We start from the raw sequence: 19004 nt of genomic DNA on the forward strand, positions 1-19004 counted from the left end.
ATGAAACGCCTGACGCCATGGCTGGTCTGCCTGGGAACGAGTGCCGCGGCGCTCGCCGGGGCGAACGGCCCGGCGGACAACGGGGATGCCGCACAGCGCCAGGCGGCGCTGGCGGCGGTCGGGCGCGAGATCTTCCTCGATACCGCCTTGTCGAATCCGCCCGGCCAGGGTTGCGTCAGTTGCCACGTGCCGGAGTCGGCCTTTGCCGATCCGCGCCCGGTCTCGCCGGGCGCGGTGGCGGGCCGCCAAGGCCGCCGCAATGCGCCGAGCCTGATGTATGCGGCCCTGATCCCGAACATGGACCAGGAGGATCTGCTGGGGCCGGACGGGGTGCAGCACTGGGCCTGGCAGGGCGGGTTGTTCCAGGACGGCCGGGCCCGGACATTGCACGAGCAGGTCCAGCAGCCGATTTTCGACCATGCCGAGATGAACACGGGCGACGTTCCCGGGTTGGCTGGCAAGCTCCGGAACGCGGGCTACGCGGCGGCCCTCAGGGAATGCGTCGGCGACTCCGGCTGGGAGGACGACGGCCAGGTGGCCCACGCCTGTTACCGGGCTTTGGTCGAATTCCTCAAGGAACCGATGTTCCGGCCTTTCGACGCCCCGATCGACCGCTACCTCGCAGGGGGCAGCGACGCGCTCGATGCCATTCAGAAGCGTGGGCTGGAGGTTTACCTGGGGAAGGGAAAGTGCGCGGACTGCCACTTGCTGACGGCATCGGCATGGCCAAAGCCGCTGCTGAGCGACTACGGCTACGACAACCTCGGTACGCCGTCGCGGGGGGCGGAGGACCCGGGGCTGGGAGGGCATACCGGCGCGGCGGGGGAACTCGGCCAGTTCCGGGCGCCGAGCTTGCGCAATGTGGTACTCACGGCGCCGTACTTCCACAACGGATCGATCGCCTCGCTGAGGGAGGTCGTCGAATTCTACAACCGCCGCGATCTCGAACCGGGGCGCTGGGGCGCGACGGATTATCCGGAGACCGTGAATCACGAGGACCTCGGGAATCTGGGCCTTAGCGACGGCGAGGTCGATGACCTGGTCGCCCTGATGGGGGCCTTCACCGACCGCAGTCTGATCAGGATGATCGAGAGCAGTGGGAGCTTTCCGCTGGCACCGGCGGGGACGCCGGACAGCTGGAGCATGCGGGCGTATTTCCCCGACTGGAATCACTCGGCTCCGCTGTTGCCGCCTCACCCGCCGCATCGGGATGCGGTGGGTGAGGAATAACGGAAATCGAGAAAAAGGTTTCCCGAAGGAAACTTCGTGCTTGAACGGGAAATGTCGCTCTGTCGGAATGCTCTCATGAATGGGAGGACGGTTGTTGGCTTCATCGGTTTGGTCGTCGGCCTTGCGCTGACTCCTTGCCGGCCGGCCGGGGCAGCGACGGGACCGCTGGTAGGCACCGTCACGACCGACGAGGCGTGGTTGCTCTACCGGCCGGGTGCGCAGGAACGTCCGCTGCGACTTTCGGTTCTCGACGCCGCGGGGGAGGTCGTGGCCACGAGCGAGGCGGCTTGCGTGGAGGCGGACGATTATGTGGCCAAGTTCCACGTTTCAGGACTCCACGCGGCTACCTCCTATCGGTACCGGATCGATGACATCGGCGGTGCCGAGGCGGTGACGCTGGCGGGGCCGGAGGAGGGCTTGGGTTTCAAGACGGCGCTGCAGCCGGGGGGCCGGGGTATGGTCCGGGCGGCCTTTGCTTCCTGTGCGAACAACACCTCCGAGCCGGTGTGGCAGCGCATCGGGATGATCGGGATCGACCAGTTGTTCCTGTGCGGCGACACGCCCTACGTGGACGTGGGCGATCTGGCGACGATCCGCGTGAAGCACCGTGCGTTCCTGGAGACCCCGTTCCTGGCCTCGCTGATCCGAAGGGTGCCGACAGCCGGGACCTGGGATGACCATGATTTCGGGCTGAATGGTGGCAACGGCGTCTCGACCGCCAGCCGCAAGGAAAACACCCGCCGGGGCTTCGTCGAATACCGGGCCCATGACCAGTTCGGCGAAGGCCAGGCAGGCGTCTATCACAAGATCGACCGCGGCGTGATGGAGGTCTTCCTGTTGGACCCGCGCTGGTATTCGCAAACCGGAGCTTCGCCGGTCGATGCGGACCAGATGACCTGTTTCGGCCCGGCCCAGTGGCAGTGGATCCGCGATTCGCTGCTGGCCTCGCGGGCACCGTTCAAGGTGCTGGTGATGGGCCAGGTGTGGCAGGACAAGAAGAACAGCGAGACCGATGACATGTTCACCTACTGGTACGAGCGGGATGCCTTGCTCGACTTCATCCGGGACCAGCGGATCCCGGGGGTCGTGCTCGTGGGCGGGGACATCCACGTTTCGCGACACCTGGTCCATCCGCAACGCGTCGGCTACGACCTGCACGATTTCATCACCTCGCCGGCCCACACCTCGGTGATTCCGTCGCTCGATGTCGCCCATCCCGATCTGGTGTGGTCGTCGCAGCAGCCCCGGCAGTTCCTCACACTGGAGGCGGAAACCCGGGTCAGTCCGGCCGTGTTGACGGCGCGCTTTTATCTTTCCGATGGCACCATCCAACGCGAGGTGATCGTCACGCAGGATCAGCTGGCACCCAGGGAAGGCCGGGACTTGGGCAAGGGGCTGAGGGCGTGGTGGGACTTCGAGGGTGACTCGGGGAACCGCTCGGTGCTCGGCGGACGGGTCGATGCCGCCGCGATGAACTGTGCCGCGTTGGTGGCGGAGGGCGGTCTGCGCGGCGGGGCGATGTCGTTCTCACGGGCCGCCGGCCAGTATCTCGTGGTTCCCGGGAGTGCCCTCGACGACAACAGCGCGGGGCATACGGTGTCGATGTGGTGCAAGCCGGCGAGCCTCCCGGCCGACGGGACCACCGAGCGACACTTCCTGATGGAAAGCACCCTTGGCAGCGCGGCCAGTGACGATGCGGGCTATTCGATTTCGATCAGCTTGCGGGCAGGCGCCAGTGCCGACAAGGTCAACCTGGAGCTTTTCACCCGGACCCTGCAGCCGGCGACGGGTGTGAATGCATCCCCGACCGAACTGGCGCAGGGCGGGTTCGGCTGTGAGCTGGACCGCACGCTTTTCACCGGCCGCTGGGCCCATGTCGCGATGAGTTTCGACAGCCGCCATCTGCGTCTTTATATCGACGGCGTTGAGGCTGCGGATCATCTCCTGCCGGTTCCCGGGCCGGCGGCCGAGTGCGGCGGCCTGATCATCGGTGGTCATCGGGCGGGCACCGGGCGGAACTTCGACGGTATGCTCGATGAAGTTGCCCTGTGGCAGCGGGTCATCGGGCCCGAAGAAATCGCCACGCTCTATCACGACGGATCCCCGGTCGCCTTGCCCATCGCGGTGGCCGCGATCGACACGGACGGGGACACCCTCGAGGACTGGTACGAAGTCCTCAACGGCATGGATCCGCAGGACCCCTCCGATGTCCTCGCGGACATCGACTCCGACGGCGTGCCCGCCTATCTGGAGCGGATGGCGGGCACCCATCCGGGGCATGACGATTCGGGCACCTATGATTCGCTGCGAAATCTTCTCGGCCTGACCGCTGATGCCGGCGGGCTCGTTTTCCGAAATCCGGCCGGAGATTCCCTCCGCTTCAGGCTAACCCTGGCATCGGGTGCTGATCCCGCGAGCTGGGAGGCCGTGGTCCCGGACGCCGCGACGCGGGTTTCCCCGACCGGCGGCCGTTTGGAAATCGTCACCCCGGACGCGGGCCAGGCGGAGCGGTTCTTCCGTCTTGAAGCCACCGAATGAAGGGTCCGACGACGAAAGAATGCATCATGAAACGCACCTCCATTTGCCCAGAGGTTTCTTGCAAGAAACATAATAACCCCAAGATGCTATATTGCTCCCCAAAACCCTACCCGATTCACCGGGGTGTTCTCGTGGCTTCGCTGGTGGTTCTCGCGTGCAGCCCTCGATTGCAGGCTGCTTTGACGGCCGGGATGGTGGCCTACTATGACTTCGAGGAAAGCGGAGCGGCCGGGCTCACCAACAAGGCCCCGGGAGCCAGTGGAGGCGACCTGAGCTGGGGCGGATCCCCGGTCCTGAGCACCACGGGCTTTACGGGTGACGCGAGCTTCGCGGCCCCCGACGGCATCAGCAACCGCGGCAGCTTGCTGGCGGGAGGCGTCTTGAACCTCGTCGATGCCGAGAATGCCTTCGTCACCGCTCCGATCGGCAGCGCCGATCTGGGCAGCATCTTCACCCTCTCGATCTGGACCTACCTCGCGCCGGGTTCCGAAAACACCAGTTCCCGCTTCCACGCCCTTGAGTCGAGCGATCCCGGGGTCTGGGATGTTTCCTGGGGTACGACCTCGACGGTGAGCTCCACCGCCTACGACGACTACCTGGTCTACGTCGAAACCACGGCGGCTCCGACCATCAGCGGCCTCGCTCCGGAGAGCTGGCAGCACGTGCTGCTGGAATACGACACCAGCGGTGCGAATCCGACCGTCTCGGCCTATGTCAACGGCGCCACCATTCCCGTCACGGCGAGCGACAGCAGCGGCACCTTTTCGTTCAGCGGGCTGAACATCGGACGCTATCGCAACGACAGCGCGGACCGTGACTGGGATGGCATGATCGACGAGGTGGCGATCTGGGACCGCGCGCTCGACGAGGCGGAGCGTGGCGAGGTCTATGCCCGCGGGCTGGCCGGCGTGGCCGTGCCGGAGCCGTCCTCGCTTTTCCTGTTCGGCGCGTTTGGAGCCCTTGCGCTGCTGCACCGCCGCAAGGCCTGAGATTCTTGTCCAAACCACAAAACCCCATCGATCGCAGACATCATGAAGACACGGATCATCCTGTTGGGCTTCTCGGCCCTCGTCTCCGGCCAGCTGGCCCGGGCGCAACTGACCTCCGGCCTGGTGGCCTACTATGACTTCGAGGACCTCGCCAACGATCCGGCCGCATCCGGTCCTGACCTCGAGATCTCCGCGACGGCCAGCCACCTCCTGGCGGTGGCGGGAGGAAAGGTCGGCAACGCGGTCGAGTTCACCGGCACGACGGGCAATTTCCTGAATGCCGCGATCGGCTTCGGTGGCGGCGGGGCGAACCAACTGGGCGAAAGCTTCACCGTTTCCGCCTGGTACAACCTCGACACCGACGCCGCGAGCGGCGCGAGCCGTTTCTTCGTCTTCGAGGGATCCACCGACTACGACATTTCCTACGGGCTCCGGAATCTGGTCAACGCGAACGGCTACAACGACGCGCAGACCTACACCAATGGGGCCGGCAGCATGAACCACAACGACGTGCATGTTCCCGGGACGTGGCAGCATGTGCTGATGACCTATCAAAGCACCGATGGCACCACGGTCATCACGACCTACCTCGACGGCATTGCCGTGGGGACATTGAGCGGTTCGACCGCGGCACTGGTGTCCGCGGGGATCCATCTCGGCAACGCCCGTGATGGATCCACCAACCGCGCCTTCGACGGCAAGATCGACGAGTTCGCGGCGTGGAGCCGGGTTCTCGCCAGCGGCGAGATCGCCAGCGTCTATCAAGCGGGAATGAACGGCGAGCGGGTCGACGAGGTGGTTGGCTTCCTGGTCGATGTCGTCAGCGCGGACCCGGCCCGCGGCACGGCGACCGGTTCCGGATTCTATGCGTCCGGCAGCGAGGTGGCGGTGTCCGCGGAGCCGAACCCGGGCTACGCGTTTGTCGAATGGACCGGGGACTTTGCAGGCCAGCCCGCGGATTTCAACCACACCGTGAATGGCGGCGCCTCGGCAACGGCGGTGTTCGGCGAGGACACCGGCGACGCGGATGACGACGGGCTGACGAACTACGAGGAAATCGTGCTGCTGGGAACGCTGCCGGACAATCCGGACAGCGACGGCGACCAGATTCCGGATGGCGTCGAGGTCGATGAAACCTACACCGACCCGCTGTCCGACGACTCGGCCCTGGTGGCCTTCGTCGACGCCAAGCTGTGCCCCGACCAGGCCGGGGCGATCGCCCTTTCCGGGCTGGAAATCGAGCGCAACCCGGTTTCCGGCCAGATCACCCTCAGGCTGGGCCTGCAGGGCTCCGCCGACCGGACGAACTGGTCTCCGGTGCCTCTGGACAGCCCTGCTTTCTCGGTCACGCCGGCGGGTGACGGCTGGGACGTCACGATCCCCGCGCCGTCCGCGGAAGTGGATTCCTACATTCTGCTCGGAAGCCGCCCCTGAACCGCAAATCACACCAACCTCCTGAATGCGATGAAATCTCCAGTCCGCTTCGCAGCCTTGCTCGGGATCGTGGCCGCCGGCCAAACCGGCGTGGCGACGGCCGATCTCCTGACGGGCTTGCTCGGCTACTATGACTTCGAGGAAGCCGGCGATGCCGGCCTCGCCAACAAGGCTCCCGGATCGACCGGCGGACACGACGGTGTCCGTGGCGGGACCAATGCCCTCTACTCCGGATGGTCGGCGGGATCCGACCCGACCGGACCCGGCTTCACGGGAAAGGTCGACTTCACCAGTGCTGATCCCGCAGGTGCCGGTGTCAGTTTCCGCCAGGACACGCTGATCGGGGGGGCACTCAACCTCGACGATGATCGCGACGAGTATGTGGAGATCCCGATCGGCAGCAGCGAACTGGGCGCGGCCTTCACGGTGGCCGCGTGGCATTGTCTGGCGCCCGGTGCGAACAATGCCAGCAACCGCTACCATGTCTTCGAGGGTTCGAACGACTACGATATCTCCTGGGGTACGGAGAACACCGGGTTCAATACGGTTCAAGGTTCCTACCGCTACCTCGGCTACGTTGCCGGTGGGCCCAACGGGGGATTCGGACCGGCGGGGGTGGCCACCGGGGTGTGGCAGCACGTCGTTGAAACGGTGACCTTCGACGGGGCCGCGGCGACGATGACGATCTATCTCAACGGCGAGTATTTCGACACCCGGACGGTTGCTGCCACGGCGGCGTCCTTCGATTTTCCCTCCCTGGTCTTCGGCCGGGCCCGCCTGGGCACCGGTGATCGCGATTGGGATGGCATGATCGACGAGGTGGGTGTCTGGACGCGGGTTCTGGACCAGAATGATGTCAACGAGCTCTATCTGCGCGGTGCCGGGGCGATCCCGCTGAGCGCCGACCTTGCCGCCCTGGGCAAGGCATTCATCGGCGTGGCGGCCTCCGACCCCGCCGCGGGGCAGGTGTCGGGCAGCGACATCTACGACCTCGACGCCACCACTCGGATCGTGGCATCCGCGGCCCCCGGCTATGTGTTCGCCGGGTGGTCGGACGGTTTTGCCGGACAGCCGGAGGAGTTCAACCACACTGTCACGGGATCCGTCTCCGCATTCGCCAGCCTCGTGCCCGACACGGCGGACAGTGACGGCGACGGTCTGACCAACTTCGAGGAAGAAACCATCTACTTCACCTACGCCGACAACCCGGATTCCGACGGCGACCAGATCACGGACGGCGACGAAGTGAAGAAGACCGGCACCGACCCCTTCTTGAACGATGGCGCGGCGATCGACTACATCCTGGCCCATCTCTGCACCGGCGGAATCTCGCCGGGCGACGAGGTGCTCGCGCGCGATCCGGGCGCCAACCGCTTGTCGCTGCACCTCGAGGTCACCGGATCGACCCATCTCTCCGGCTGGTCGGTGATCCAGCCCGGCGTGTCGGTCGGCGAGTCCGCCGGGAGCTTGGAATTCACGCTCCCCGCAGCATCGGATCCGGCCCGATTCTTTGCGGTCGAAGGCCGCACGACCACTCCTTAAGGAAAGATTTCCGGGAGCTGGAACCACGGGGGTGCCGGTCATTGTCTCCAAGGATGGGGCCTTGACCGGCACTGGCCTGACCACGACTCTCGCGGTCTGCCATGAACCTCGTCGAACTCGCTTCCCGCATCAAGGCGGCCCGCCTCGCCCGGGGCTACACGCTCGACCGGGTGGCCGAACTTTCGGGCTTGGGCAAGGGCTTGTTGTCGAAGGTGGAAAACTTCCGCGTGACCCCGTCGTTGCCGACGCTCGCTCGGCTGAGCGAGGCCCTGGGCCTGAGCCTCTCGGAACTCTTCGAGGGGCTCGACGAGAAGCCGAAGCTGAGCATCGTGCGGACGGCGGAGCGCAAGGAGGTGGAACGGGACCGCGACCAGTCGGACATCAATTACCAGTCGCTGGCGCACCGGCGGCTCGACCGCAGCATGGATCCCTTCCTGCTCACGATCCCCTCCGGTGGCGGCCGGCGCGAGCCGATGCCTCACGAAGGCGAGGAGTTCCTGCTAGTGGTCAAAGGCGCGATTTCCTTCGAATACGACGGCGAGGTTCATCGCTTGGACGAGGGCGACGCGGCGTATTTCGACGCGGAGACCGATCACCGCGTCTTCAATCCTGGAGACGAGGAATCGAGGATCCTCTGCGTGTTCCTCGGGCGGCCGATGTGAGGCTGGGGGCCAACCCTTGCCGCCCTGCGGACTGGGCGCTATGGGTGGGCCGATGAGGTTTGAGGTTTATCTTGTAGCGGCCATTCTTTTCCTGTCTTGCACCGGCACCGAAGCGCGGTCCCGCGGCTACGCCTATCGACAGACGATCACGGTGAACGACGTGCCTGCCGAGGTGCGCATCCCGGGCCTGGCGATGTTCGGGGAAAGGGTGTCGATTTCCGGTGACTGGTGCGCCATTTCCGAAATGGATTTCTGGACGCTGGAGTCGCAGCAGCATCTCTTCCGATGGGAGCGCGGAACATCCCCGGGGGGAGGTTCCTGGGAGTGGCGGCAGGCCGTGCCCGGCCTGGGCGGAGAGATGCATTTGCACGGGTCGAGATTGCTGGTCTGCCGCCGGGATTACGGCGGTCTCCAGGAGTACCGGCTGGTCGGGGGGAGTTGGCAGGAGTCGGGTCTGCCGATCAGCGAGTTGCAGGGGAGATGGAACTTCGAAGGGGAAGGTGCCTCCCTTGTTGCAACGCAGGGTGGTATCACCAATGGACCCCGGCAACTCTGGGCATTGGACCACAGGCGTCGCGAAGGTTGGACGGCGGAGCCGATTGCCGAGGTGGGCGGACGTCTCGGCCTTTACTGCGATCGTGAGGGCCGACGAGTGATCGTCGGAGGGCCGTATTTCGGAGAGGTATTGCGGGAATATCGAAAGGGGCGTGCAGGCTGGCAGCGATCCCGGAGCCTCGAGGTGATGCCTGCGTGGGACGGTCTCCGTTACTTTGCCTTGTGGCATGGCAATGTCGTCAGCCTGAAGTCATTTACCGATGCCTTCGGGAACCCTATCGGAATCCCGTCGGAGCTGTCGGTGCTCTTCCCGACGGGCCGAAGTTACCGGGAAGTTTTCACGAAGGAAACCCGCGGCCTACCTTGGGGTATCGCGACGACCGGTGGTTCCATCCTTCTCTATGGGGCGCCCACCGATGTCGTGGGGAATCCGACCCGGGGCCAGCTCGAGGTCTATGGTGCCTTCCTGAATCCGGTTCCGACCCCCGACCTCGACGCTCAGGTGGTAGCATCCGGCGGGCGCTGGCTGGTCGTCTCCGACTCGATCGCGGACGCCTTCGGAAATCCGGTCGGCGGCAGCGTGGTGATGCTCCGCCGTTGATTCGAGGATTCGAGGGGCGATCGAACGGTCAGCCTTTCGCTTTCTTTTCCTCCACCACGTGCACGCCGTGGGGGTTGATGCGGGAAACGTAGACCTGGTTGCCGAGCGGGATGGCGGAGAAGACCTTGGCGATCGCCTCACCGACCTTGATGGCGGTTTCCTCGCCTTCACAGAGCGCGAAGACGCTGGGACCGGCGCCGGAGATCGAGAAGCCGAGGGCGCCGGCGGCGAGGGCCGCGCGCTTGGCCTTGTAGAACTCCGGGATGAGCTTCTGGCGGCGCGGCTCGGCGATGACGTCGTGGATCGAGCGCGAGATCAGGCCGTAGTCTTCCTGGATGATGCCGCACAGCAGCCCGCCGAGGTTGCCGATCTGCTGAGTGGCGTTCTGCAGCGGGATGTCCTTGGGCAGGATCTCGCGGGCGACCTTGGTCAGCACCTCGATGTCGGGATGCACGACGGCGGCCCAGAGGTTCTTCGGCGCGGGCAGCTGGGCGACGTCGAGCTCGTCATTGGAGCGGATGAAGACGATGCCACCGAGCAGGCAGGGTCCGACGTTGTCAGCGTGCCAAGCGCCGTCGGCCGAGGCCTCGCCGGCCATCGCGAAGGGCAGCAGCTGCTTCTTGGAAAGGGGTTCGCCGATCAGCTTGTTGACCGCGTAGGCACCGGCGACGGCGGAAGCGGCGGAGGAGCCGAGGCCGGAGCCGAAAGGCATCTTCTTGTGGATCTCCATTTCGATCCCGCGGTCGGTCATGCCGAGGTGGCGCAGCAGGTCGAGCGCAGCGACGCCGGCGGTGTTCTTTTCCGGGTTCTTGGGCAGCTTGCCCTCGTCGCCGGAGATGGCGGTGATGTGAAGGCCGGGCTTCTCACAGTGACGCACGACGATCTCGTCGCCGGGCGAATCGATGGCGAATCCGAGCACGTCGTAACCGCACGCGACATTGGCGACGGTGGCGGGTGCGAAAACGCGGACTTCCTGGATGGCTTCCTTCAGCATGGGAGGCGGGGGCGTATCAGCCAGCGGCGGCGGGGGCGAGCGCGAATGAAGTCAGCGTCCGCAGAAGTGGCTGCGGGCCGGCTTTCACTCGGCACTTGCAGTCGGCTGCGTTCCGTCTTCCCCTTCGGGCATGGCAACGCCGCTCGTCGGAATCATCATGGGAAGCACGTCGGACTGGCCGACGATGGAGCACGCCGCGCGCACGCTGGAGGATTTCGGCGTGGCCTGGGAGGCGGAGGTCGTCAGTGCCCACCGCACACCCGACAAGCTGTTTTCCTACGCGTCGGAGGCCCGCGGCCGCGGGCTGAAGTGCATCATCGGCGGAGCCGGCGGTGCGGCTCACCTGCCGGGGATGACGGCGGCGATCACCGACCTTCCGGTGCTCGGTGTGCCGGTGGAGTCGCACGCGCTGAAGGGCATGGATTCGCTGCTTTCGATCGTCCAGATGCCCGGCGGTATCCCGACCGCGACCTTTGCCATCGGCAAGGCAGGTGCGATCAATGCCGCCTTGTTCGCGGTGGCGATGCTGGCCGGCGAGGACGCCGCCCTGCTCGAAAAGCTGGTTGCCTTCCGCAAGAAACAGAACGAGACGGTGAAAGCCGCCGCCCTTCCCGGACTCTGACTCCCGACCATTCGTGACCCCCGAAGCTCCTTCGATGATTCCTCCCGGCTCGGTGCTGGGCATTCTTGGTGGCGGCCAGCTCGGCCGGATGTTTTGCATGGAAGCCCGCCGCATGGGCTACCGCACGCTGGTGTGGACCGGTGGTCTCGAGGCGCCCGCGATTGTCGTGGCGGACGAGGCCATCGACGAACCCTTCGATTCACCCGAGGCCCTGAAAAAGTTCGTCGCCAAAGCGGCGGTCGCGACCGTCGAGTTCGAGAACATCCCGCGCGAGACTTTGGAAGAGGTGGCAAAGTGGATTTCCCTCCATCCCTCGCCCAACGCCGTCGCGATCTGCCAGCACCGCGAGCGGGAGAAGGCTTTCCTGAAGCTGAACGGCATTCCCTGCGCACCGTTCGAAGTGGTTTCGTCCGCGGACGAACTTGCCACGGCGATGACAACCATCGGCAGCCCGGCGGTGCTCAAGACCGCGGCCTTCGGCTACGACGGCAAGGGCCAGCGCAAGTTGACCGGCGGCGAAGACCCGGCGCAGGTTTGGGAGGAATTCGCGACCGACCGGGCCGTCCTCGAGGCGTTCATTCCTTTCGAGCGGGAGCTTTCGGTGATGGTGGCTCGGGGGATCGACGGCACGGTGACCGCCTATGACCCGGCGGAAAACCAGCACCGCCACCATATCCTCGACCTGTCGATCATCCCGGCCCGGGTCAGTGCCGCGGTGCTGGCGGAGGCCAAGGTGATCGCCTGCCAGGTGGCCGAGGCCCTCGACTACCGCGGGATCATGGGAGTGGAGTTTTTCCACCTGCCCGACGGCTCGCTGCTGGTGAACGAGATGGCGCCCCGGCCGCACAATTCCGGCCACCACACGCTGGATGCCTGCGCGACGTCCCAGTTCGAGCAGCAGGTGCGGGTCACCTGCGGCTTGCCGGCCGGTTCGCCGCGGCTGCTGTCCCCGGTGGTGATGCTCAACCTGCTCGGCGACATGTGGCCGGACGAAGGGGTGGCTCCGGACTGGTCGTCCTTGTTCGCCGATGGATCGGCCTCCCTCCACCTCTACGGGAAGCGGCGGGCGATCGGGCGGCGCAAGATGGGCCACGCGAATTTCCTCGGGGAGGACGTCGACTCGGCGCTGAAGCGGGCCCATGCGGTCAAGTCCGAGCTCCTTGCCAAGGGGCGGTCGGCGTAAGCGGCCGGAACCCGGGCACGAAAAAGGCCGGACTTGAGGTCCGGCCTTTTCGAAAGAGCGAAAAACTTCGCGGATCAGAACGGGATGTCGTCGTCCTCGTCGTGGAAGTCGCCGGAATCGGCGGGCGAGGCCCCGCGAGGCGGTCCGGACGGGCGCTGCGAGCCGCCGTCGTCGCCGTTGCCGCCACCGCCCGAGCGCTGCTGGTAATTGCCGCCACCACCGCCGCTACCGCCACCACCCTTGCCGTCGGGGAGGAATTGCAGGACTTCCGCCACGACCTTGAGCTTGCTGCGCTTCTGGCCGGATTGCTTGTCCTCCCAGGTATCCATCTGGAGGCGGCCTTCGATGAAGACGCCGCGACCCTTGCTGAGGTACTTCTGGGCGTTTTCGGCGTTGGTGCCCCACACGGTCACGTCGACGAAGGTCACCTCGTCGGACCAGTTGCCGTTGCCATCGGAGACCCGCCGGTTGACCGCGAGGCCCAGGTCGCCGACGGCGGTTCCCTTGGGCGTGTAGCGCACCTCGGGATCGCGGGTCAGGTTCCCGAGCAGCATCACTTTGTTCAGATTGGCCATGGCGGGGTCAGGCTAGGAAAGTCCGGGCGGGGAAAACAAGCTGTTCTTTTGAACAGCTCGCCCTGGTTCAGGCAACGCGCTGGAAGTGCTGCAGGTGAACCTGGGTGTTCAGCTTGAGGCGATCCTTGATGCGGTTGATGGCATCGGGCTCGGCCTGGAAGCGGTAGTTCACGTAGTGACCGCTTTCGAGGTGGTTCGAGGGATAAGCGAAGGACTTGCGGCCGAGTTCCTCGACCTGGTCGAGCTTGGCGCCTTCGGCTTCGAATTCCTTGTTCACGGCGGTGATGAGGTCGGCGACGCTGCCTTCGGTCATCTTGGTGTTGAGGACGATGAGTCCTTCGTACTTCCTGCTCATATCGGGACGTTTGTTAGGTGGTTCCGTTGCTACTGTTGTAAAGATTTGCCGCGGCTGCGACGCCTTGGGAGTGCGCAAGCTGCACGGCCTCCACAGCCCTTGCAAGCGTGTTTTCAAGCAGTTCCCGCTCATCCTCGCGGAAATTCCCGAGCACGTGGCCGGTCATGTTTCCGGGTTCCGCGCCGCCGATTCCGAACTTGAGGCGGGGGAAGTTGTCGCCGCCGAAATGCTCGATCAGCGATTTGATGCCATTGTGTCCGGCGGCGCTGCCCTTTTCACGGAAGCGGAGCTTGCCGAGCGGCAGGGCGGCGTCGTCGTAGACCACCAGCACCTGCTCGGGCGACCATTTGTGGAACGAGGCGATCTGGCGGACCGGCCGTCCGCTGAGGTTCATGAAGCACTGCGGCTTCACCAGCAGGGTGCCGGAACCGGGGAGCTTGGCGACATGGGATTGCCACTTCGGTCGCGACTCGAAGGGGACCCCGGCCAGCAGCGCGAGGCGGTCGAGCACCATGAAGCCGGCGTTGTGACGGGTGCCCTCGTACTGGCGGCCCGGATTTCCCAGGCCGACGATCAGGGGGATGGAGGGTCCTGGGTCCACGGTTCCAACGAAAAGCCCGGACCGCCTGCGCGGTCCGGGCTTTTGAAAAGGGATCGGATGCGATCTCAGGCAGCCGGCGCGCCGGCGGTTTCCGCGGCGGGAGCGGCGCTTTCCGAGACAGCGGCGGCCGTCTTGAAGACCTGGGCGATGACGACGTCATCGGCGTGGGTCGCGGTGACACCTTCGGGAAGGGTCACGTCGCCGATGTGAAGGGCAACGCCTTCGTCGAGCTTGGTGACGTCGAATTCGAGGATTTCGGGAAGCTTGGAAGCGGCACAGCGGATTTCCAGGCTGTGCATCAGCTGGTCGAGCATGCCGCCCGCCTTCACGCCGATCGGCTCGCCGACAAGATGGACGGGAACGTGGGCGGTGATTTCGGTCTTCTCGTCGACGGCGAGGAAGTCGGCATGCAGGGCCTTGCCGGACAGCGCGTCGTGCTGCACGTCCTTGAGGAAGGCGAGTTGCTTGGCGCCGCCGATCTCGAGGTTGATGAGGATGTTCTCCGAGGTGCTGTGGGCCAGCAGTTCGTCGAAGGCCTTCGCGTCGACCTTGAGGTTCTGGTTTTCAGAGCCGCGTCCGTAGATCACGGAGGGGATCCAGCCCTCGCGGCGCATTTGCTTGAGGACTCCGGAACCGGTGCGTTGGCGTGGTTCGGCTGTAAGGACGTGCTTCTTGGCCATGACGAGAAATCGTGAGGATTCAGGTTCCGGCCGGAAAGGTTTCCGCGGCCGGGGGCGGGGTCTTTATCGGTCCCCGGGGGTTTTGTCAAAATTTTGTTCTACGCGATCCCGGCGGCGGCGAGGAATCTTCCCATCGCCCGGTTTTTGGTGCTCGGTAGCGTCCATGGACGGCGACGCGATCCTTCGGGAGACCGAGAGGTATTTCCACGAGATGATTCCGATGACCCGGGCGATGGGGGTTCAGGTAGCGGCCCTTGATGACGAGGGTCTGGTCCTGACCGCACCGCTCGAAGCAAATCACAACCACCTCGGCACGGCTTTTGGCGGCAGCTTGAGCGCCATCGCCACGCTGGCCGGTTACGGCATGCTGTGGCTGGAACTGGGCGAGCGCGACGCCCATGTGGTGGTGAGGCAGAGCGAGATCGACTACTTCCACCCGGTGCGCGGCGAGATCCGGTCGATCTGCCGGCGGCCCTCGGCGATCGAGATGGAGGATTTCAAGGCAAGGTTCGGGCGCAGCGGCAAGGCGAGGATCGACTTGCGCGTCACGGTCGAAGAGGAAGGCCGGGTTTGCGCTGCCTTCGAGGGGACCTTCGTCGCGTTGAAGTGACCATGGACACCCTCTCCCAGCTCCGTGCCGGAAAGCTGGCCGGTGTTCGCCGGCTCGACCTATGCGACGGCTTGACCGAGTTCCCACGTGAAATCTTCGATCTCGCCGACTCGCTGGAGATCCTGAACCTGTCGGGCAACCGGCTCTCGTCGCTGCCCGACGACTTGCCGAGGCTCGCCAGGCTGCGGATCCTGTTTTGTTCCCAAAACGAATTCCGCCATGTGCCGCCGGTGCTGGGCGAATGCGGGAACTTGTCGATGCTGGCCTTCAAATCGAACGCCATCGAATCGGTCGCGGAAGGTGCGCTGCCGCCATCGCTGCGATGGTTGATCCTCACCGACAACCGGATTCCGCGGCTGCCGGCGTCGATCGGGAATTGCCGGCCGTTGCAGAAGCTGATGCTCGCCGGCAACCGGCTGGAGGCTTTGCCGGACGAGATGGCGGCATGTGAAAACCTTGAACTCATCCGGCTGGCGGCCAACCGCTTCCGGTCGCTCCCCGGCTGGCTGTGGAAGCTGCCGCGCTTGTCATGGTTCGCGTTTGCGGGGAATCCGGTGGCCGGGCGATCCCGGGATGCGGGCGGCGAGACGATCGACTGGCACGAGCTTGAACTTGAAGGGAAACTCGGGGAAGGAGCCTCCGGCGTCATCCACGGCGCGCGATGGCGGCAGCAGCCGGTTGCCGTGAAGTTGTTCAAGGGAGCCATGACCAGTGACGGCTTGCCGGAATGCGAGATGGACGCCTGCCTGGCCGCCGGAAGCCACCTGAACCTGATCCGTGTCCTGGGCCGCATCACCGGCCATCCCGGGTCGGCGGCGGGACTGGTGATGACCCGGATCGATGGCGGTTTCACGAGCCTGGCGGAACCGCCGAGCTTCGAGACCTGCACCCGGGATGTTTATTCCGAAGGGATGCAGCTTTCTCCGGAACGGCTCCTGCGGATGGCTCGCGGCCTGGCCTCAGCGGCCGCGGAATTGCACGCGAAGGGGATCATGCACGGTGACTTGTACGGCCACAACGTGCTCTGGCACCCGGAGGGGGACTGCTTGCTGGGTGATTTCGGTGCGGCGACCTTCCACCCGGAAAATGGAGCCATTCCGGCCGGTGCCTTGGAGCAACTGGAAGTGCGGGCGTTCGGCTGCCTGCTGGAAGAGCTCGCCGACCGGTGTTCGGGAGCTGTTCCGGCAGGTCTGCGCCGGTTGCAGGTGCAATGCCTCGCGGCGTCGCCGGCGGAACGGCCGCGCTTCGCGGAGATCCTGGCGCAGCTTCAGACTTCGAACAACGACGTCACCGATTGACCTTCGCTGATGCGGCGGATCGCTTCGCCCATGAGCGGCGCGATGCCGACCGCCTGGACCTTTTCACCGCAGGCCTGCGGAACCGAGTCGGTGGTGATGACCTCTTCGATGGCCGAGTCGCGGATCCGTTCGCGACCGAGGTCGCCGAGAACTGCGTGGGAAACGGTGGCGAAGATGCGGCGGGCGCCGTGCTTGTGAAGGATGTCGGCCGCGGCGGTGAGGGTGCCGGCGGTTTCCGTCATGTCGTCGACCAGGATGACATCGCGGCCTTCCACCTCGCCGATCACGTTCATGGCCTCGACGCGGGTGGCGCTGACGCGGTGCTTGGCGACGATCGCCAGGTCGGCGCCGAGGGCGTCGGCGTAGGCGCGGGCCATTTTGACGCCGCCGACATCGGGCGAGACGACGCTCAGGTTGGAGGCGTCGGGGTGGCGTTCGCGGAGGTAGCCGATGAGGGCGGGCTTGGCGTAGAGGTGATCGACGGGGATGTCGAAGAAGCCTTGGATCTGCGGGGCGTGGAGATCCATGGTGAGGACCCGGCCGACGCCGGCGGAAGTCAGCAGGTTGGCCACGAGCTTCGCGGTGATCGGCACCCGCGGCTGGTCCTTGCGGTCCTGGCGGGCGTAGCCGAAGAAGGGCATCACGGCGGTGATGCGGCCGGCGCTGGCGCGGCGGGCGGCATCGACCATGATCAACAACTCCATCAGGTTGTGGTTGGTCGGCGGGCAGCTCGGCTGGACGATGAAAATGTCGTCGCCGCGGATGTTCTCGTTGATTTTGACGAAGGTCTCGCCATCGGGAAACGCGGTGACATGGACGTCAGCGAGCGGGGTGCCGAGGTTTTCAGCAATGCGCTCGGCGAGCGCGCGGTGGGCGGTTCCACTGATGAGTTTCATGTAGTCGAGGAGCGGCGGGGCGCGGGGCATCGTCCGCCGGACCCACCGGTTTTCTCAAGGCCAAACCCCGTTCCTTTTTGAAATCCATCGCGGCGGCTTCGCCGGGTGCGGGCAGGAATGGGATCCTGTGCCGGAAAACGGCGTTTGATCACTTGGCACCGCGGCCGAGGAGAACGGCGGGGATGGTCTTCACCAGGATCTTGAAATCCAGCCACAGCGACCAGTTGTCGATGTAGCGGAGGTCCATCTCCACCCATTGCTCGAAGCTGGTGATCTTGTTGCGGCCGCCCGCCTGCCATTCGCAGGTGATGCCGGGCTTCACGCTGAGGCGGCGGCGATGGGCGAGTTCGGAAAAGGCCTCGACCTCGTAAAGGGGCAGCGGACGGGGGCCGACCAGGCTCATGTTGCCGGTCAACACGTTGAGGAGCTGTGGCAGCTCGTCGATGCTGAGCTTCCGCAGCATGGCGCCGAAGGCGAATACGCGCGGGTCGCGCTCAAGCTTGAAGACCGGGCCGTCCATCTGGTTGCCGTGGTCGTTCTTGATCTGATCCAGCAGCGCTTCGGCATTGGGCACCATGGTGCGGAACTTCAGCATCCGGAACGGCTTGCCGTAGCGGCCGGCACGCTTCTGGGAAAAGATGACCGGAGCCCCGGGGCTGGTCAGGCGGATGCCGATCGCGGCGAAGATCCAGAGCGGCGAGGTGAAAATGATCAGCAGCAGGGCGCCGACGCGGTCGAAGGTTTCCTTGGTCAGCAGTTCCCAGCTGAGTTCCGGTGTCGATCGCAACACCAGCATTGGCTTGTTGCCGATCGAGTCGAAAACCGGACGGGCGATCTGGGTGCGGATGAAGGAGGCGGCGATCCATGCCTCCACGCCCTGGAGCTCGCAGGCTTCCACCGCTTGGGCAACGCGATCGAAGGCGGTGCGGCGGGTGGCGAAGATCACCCGCTCGACGGTTTCCTCCTTCAGCAGTTCGTAAAGCTCTTCGACGGGGCGCTCTGCCAGGTCGAAATGCTGGACGATGTTCCATCCGCTGGCGGCATCCGGATCAAGTTCGTCGAGCAATTCGTCGAGGTCTTCCTGCGCCCCGGCGAGGACCACTCGCTCGCGGCGCCCGTGGTCTTGCTCCAAATGGATCATCCGTTTGCGGGTCACCCGGTCGCGGAGCAGGAGCAAGAAGGCGACGATCGGGGCACCCAAGCCGAGGATCAGGCGGCTCGCCTCCGGCAGCCGGGCGAAGACCGCCAGCAGTCCGAGCACCAGTCCCATCACGGCGAGCGACTTGAGGATCTGCTGGATCGCCTTGCGCCGGGACTTGCGGCGGACGTGCTCGTAAAAATTGAAGTGCTCCAGGACCAGCGGCGTGAATGGAACCGCGATATAAAGGACCCAGCTCATCTGGGCGAGCATCGTGGTGTCGAGGGGATCCATGCCCACGAGCTCCCGCACCGGGTCGCGGACCAAGGAGGCAAGCCAGAAACCAAGCCACACCAATGAGGCGTCCAGCAACTGGAGTGCCTGGGTGGAAAATGCCTGCTTTCGTCCGGTTGACATCATGAAGGGGTCGCCGCGGAAACCGTACGTCTTTGGCTGAGCGGGAGGACTCTGCATGGGGCGTGGCCCCATGGCAATCTTGGA

The 19004-nt window shown here is 65.3% G+C and carries 18 protein-coding genes; 11 read left to right on the plus strand and 7 right to left on the minus strand.

The genetic code is table 11. The features are described 5' to 3' along the window. From IG178_RS00655 to IG178_RS00685, 7 genes are all read left to right on the plus strand, one after another. Nucleotides 1-1230 carry a cytochrome-c peroxidase gene (locus IG178_RS00655; RefSeq protein WP_193210550.1) on the plus strand — a complete coding sequence of 410 codons (1230 nt, stop codon included), beginning with the start codon at nucleotides 1-3 and terminating at the stop codon, nucleotides 1228-1230. A 75-nt stretch (nucleotides 1231-1305) separates the two neighbouring features. Further along, a complete protein-coding gene (locus IG178_RS00660; protein WP_193210551.1) occupies nucleotides 1306-3768 on the plus strand; it encodes a LamG-like jellyroll fold domain-containing protein in 2463 nt (820 codons plus the stop codon). Nucleotides 3769-3959: 191 nt separating this feature from the next. Beyond that, nucleotides 3960-4757 (plus strand): LamG-like jellyroll fold domain-containing protein, encoded by a 798-nt coding sequence (locus tag IG178_RS00665; protein WP_193210552.1) that lies wholly within the window; start codon nucleotides 3960-3962, stop codon nucleotides 4755-4757. A 42-nt stretch (nucleotides 4758-4799) separates the two neighbouring features. Next, the gene (locus tag IG178_RS00670; protein WP_193210553.1) at nucleotides 4800-6191 is read left to right on the plus strand and encodes a LamG-like jellyroll fold domain-containing protein; all 1392 of its coding nucleotides are present in this window, start codon (nucleotides 4800-4802) and stop codon (nucleotides 6189-6191) included. A gap of 30 nt (nucleotides 6192-6221) precedes the next feature. After that, nucleotides 6222-7733, plus strand: a complete 1512-nt coding sequence (locus IG178_RS00675; RefSeq protein ID WP_193210554.1) for a LamG domain-containing protein — start codon at nucleotides 6222-6224, stop codon at nucleotides 7731-7733. 101 nt (nucleotides 7734-7834) lie between these two features. Beyond that, nucleotides 7835-8395 (plus strand): cupin domain-containing protein, encoded by a 561-nt coding sequence (locus tag IG178_RS00680; RefSeq protein ID WP_193210555.1) that lies wholly within the window; start codon nucleotides 7835-7837, stop codon nucleotides 8393-8395. Nucleotides 8396-8447: 52 nt separating this feature from the next. Continuing rightward, nucleotides 8448-9551, plus strand: coding sequence for a hypothetical protein (locus tag IG178_RS00685; RefSeq protein ID WP_193210556.1), 1104 nt, complete (start codon nucleotides 8448-8450; stop codon nucleotides 9549-9551). 28 nt (nucleotides 9552-9579) lie between these two features. Here IG178_RS00685 and IG178_RS00690 read toward each other — a convergent pair whose 3' ends face one another. Continuing rightward, nucleotides 9580-10545 (minus strand): homoserine kinase, encoded by a 966-nt coding sequence (locus IG178_RS00690; RefSeq protein WP_193210557.1) that lies wholly within the window; start codon nucleotides 10543-10545, stop codon nucleotides 9580-9582. 130 nt (nucleotides 10546-10675) lie between these two features. On the opposite strand from IG178_RS00690, the gene purE reads away from it, so the two are divergent. Continuing rightward, a complete protein-coding gene (gene purE, locus IG178_RS00695; protein WP_193210558.1) occupies nucleotides 10676-11167 on the plus strand; it encodes a 5-(carboxyamino)imidazole ribonucleotide mutase in 492 nt (163 codons plus the stop codon). A 34-nt stretch (nucleotides 11168-11201) separates the two neighbouring features. Further along, entirely contained in the window at nucleotides 11202-12350 is a 1149-nt protein-coding gene (locus IG178_RS00700) for a 5-(carboxyamino)imidazole ribonucleotide synthase (protein ID WP_193210559.1), read from the plus strand. A gap of 74 nt (nucleotides 12351-12424) precedes the next feature. On the opposite strand, the gene IG178_RS00705 is transcribed toward IG178_RS00700, so the two are convergent. The 4 genes from IG178_RS00705 to IG178_RS00720 all read right to left on the minus strand — a co-directional run bounded on the left by IG178_RS00705 (nucleotide 12425) and on the right by IG178_RS00720 (nucleotide 14561). After that, nucleotides 12425-12925 carry a single-stranded DNA-binding protein gene (locus IG178_RS00705; protein ID WP_193210560.1) on the minus strand — a complete coding sequence of 167 codons (501 nt, stop codon included), beginning with the start codon at nucleotides 12923-12925 and terminating at the stop codon, nucleotides 12425-12427. 67 nt (nucleotides 12926-12992) lie between these two features. Beyond that, entirely contained in the window at nucleotides 12993-13280 is a 288-nt protein-coding gene (gene rpsF / locus IG178_RS00710; protein WP_193210561.1) for a 30S ribosomal protein S6, read from the minus strand. Nucleotides 13281-13293: 13 nt separating this feature from the next. Beyond that, nucleotides 13294-13881, minus strand: coding sequence for an aminoacyl-tRNA hydrolase (gene pth / locus IG178_RS00715; protein WP_343225902.1), 588 nt, complete (start codon nucleotides 13879-13881; stop codon nucleotides 13294-13296). Between the two features lie 65 nt (nucleotides 13882-13946). Further along, nucleotides 13947-14561, minus strand: a complete 615-nt coding sequence (locus tag IG178_RS00720; protein WP_193210562.1) for a 50S ribosomal protein L25 — start codon at nucleotides 14559-14561, stop codon at nucleotides 13947-13949. Between the two features lie 163 nt (nucleotides 14562-14724). On the opposite strand from IG178_RS00720, the gene IG178_RS00725 reads away from it, so the two are divergent. Continuing rightward, nucleotides 14725-15171, plus strand: a complete 447-nt coding sequence (locus IG178_RS00725; protein WP_193210563.1) for a YiiD C-terminal domain-containing protein — start codon at nucleotides 14725-14727, stop codon at nucleotides 15169-15171. Nucleotides 15172-15173: 2 nt separating this feature from the next. Then, nucleotides 15174-16469 (plus strand): leucine-rich repeat-containing protein kinase family protein, encoded by a 1296-nt coding sequence (locus tag IG178_RS00730; RefSeq protein ID WP_193210564.1) that lies wholly within the window; start codon nucleotides 15174-15176, stop codon nucleotides 16467-16469. Here the strand turns inward: IG178_RS00730 and IG178_RS00735 are convergent. Next, complete coding sequence (locus tag IG178_RS00735) at nucleotides 16439-17365, minus strand: ribose-phosphate diphosphokinase (RefSeq protein ID WP_193210631.1); 927 nt, start codon at nucleotides 17363-17365, stop codon at nucleotides 16439-16441. The two genes, IG178_RS00730 and IG178_RS00735, sit on opposite strands and share 31 nt — an antisense overlap. Before the next feature lie 148 nt (nucleotides 17366-17513). Then, nucleotides 17514-18920, minus strand: coding sequence for a sugar transferase (locus IG178_RS00740; RefSeq protein ID WP_193210565.1), 1407 nt, complete (start codon nucleotides 18918-18920; stop codon nucleotides 17514-17516). Nucleotides 18921-19004: the final 84 nt, after the last annotated feature.

This window comes from Neoluteolibacter marinus, from assembly GCF_014904755.1.
GTDB lineage: Bacteria > Verrucomicrobiota > Verrucomicrobiia > Verrucomicrobiales > Akkermansiaceae > Haloferula > Haloferula marina.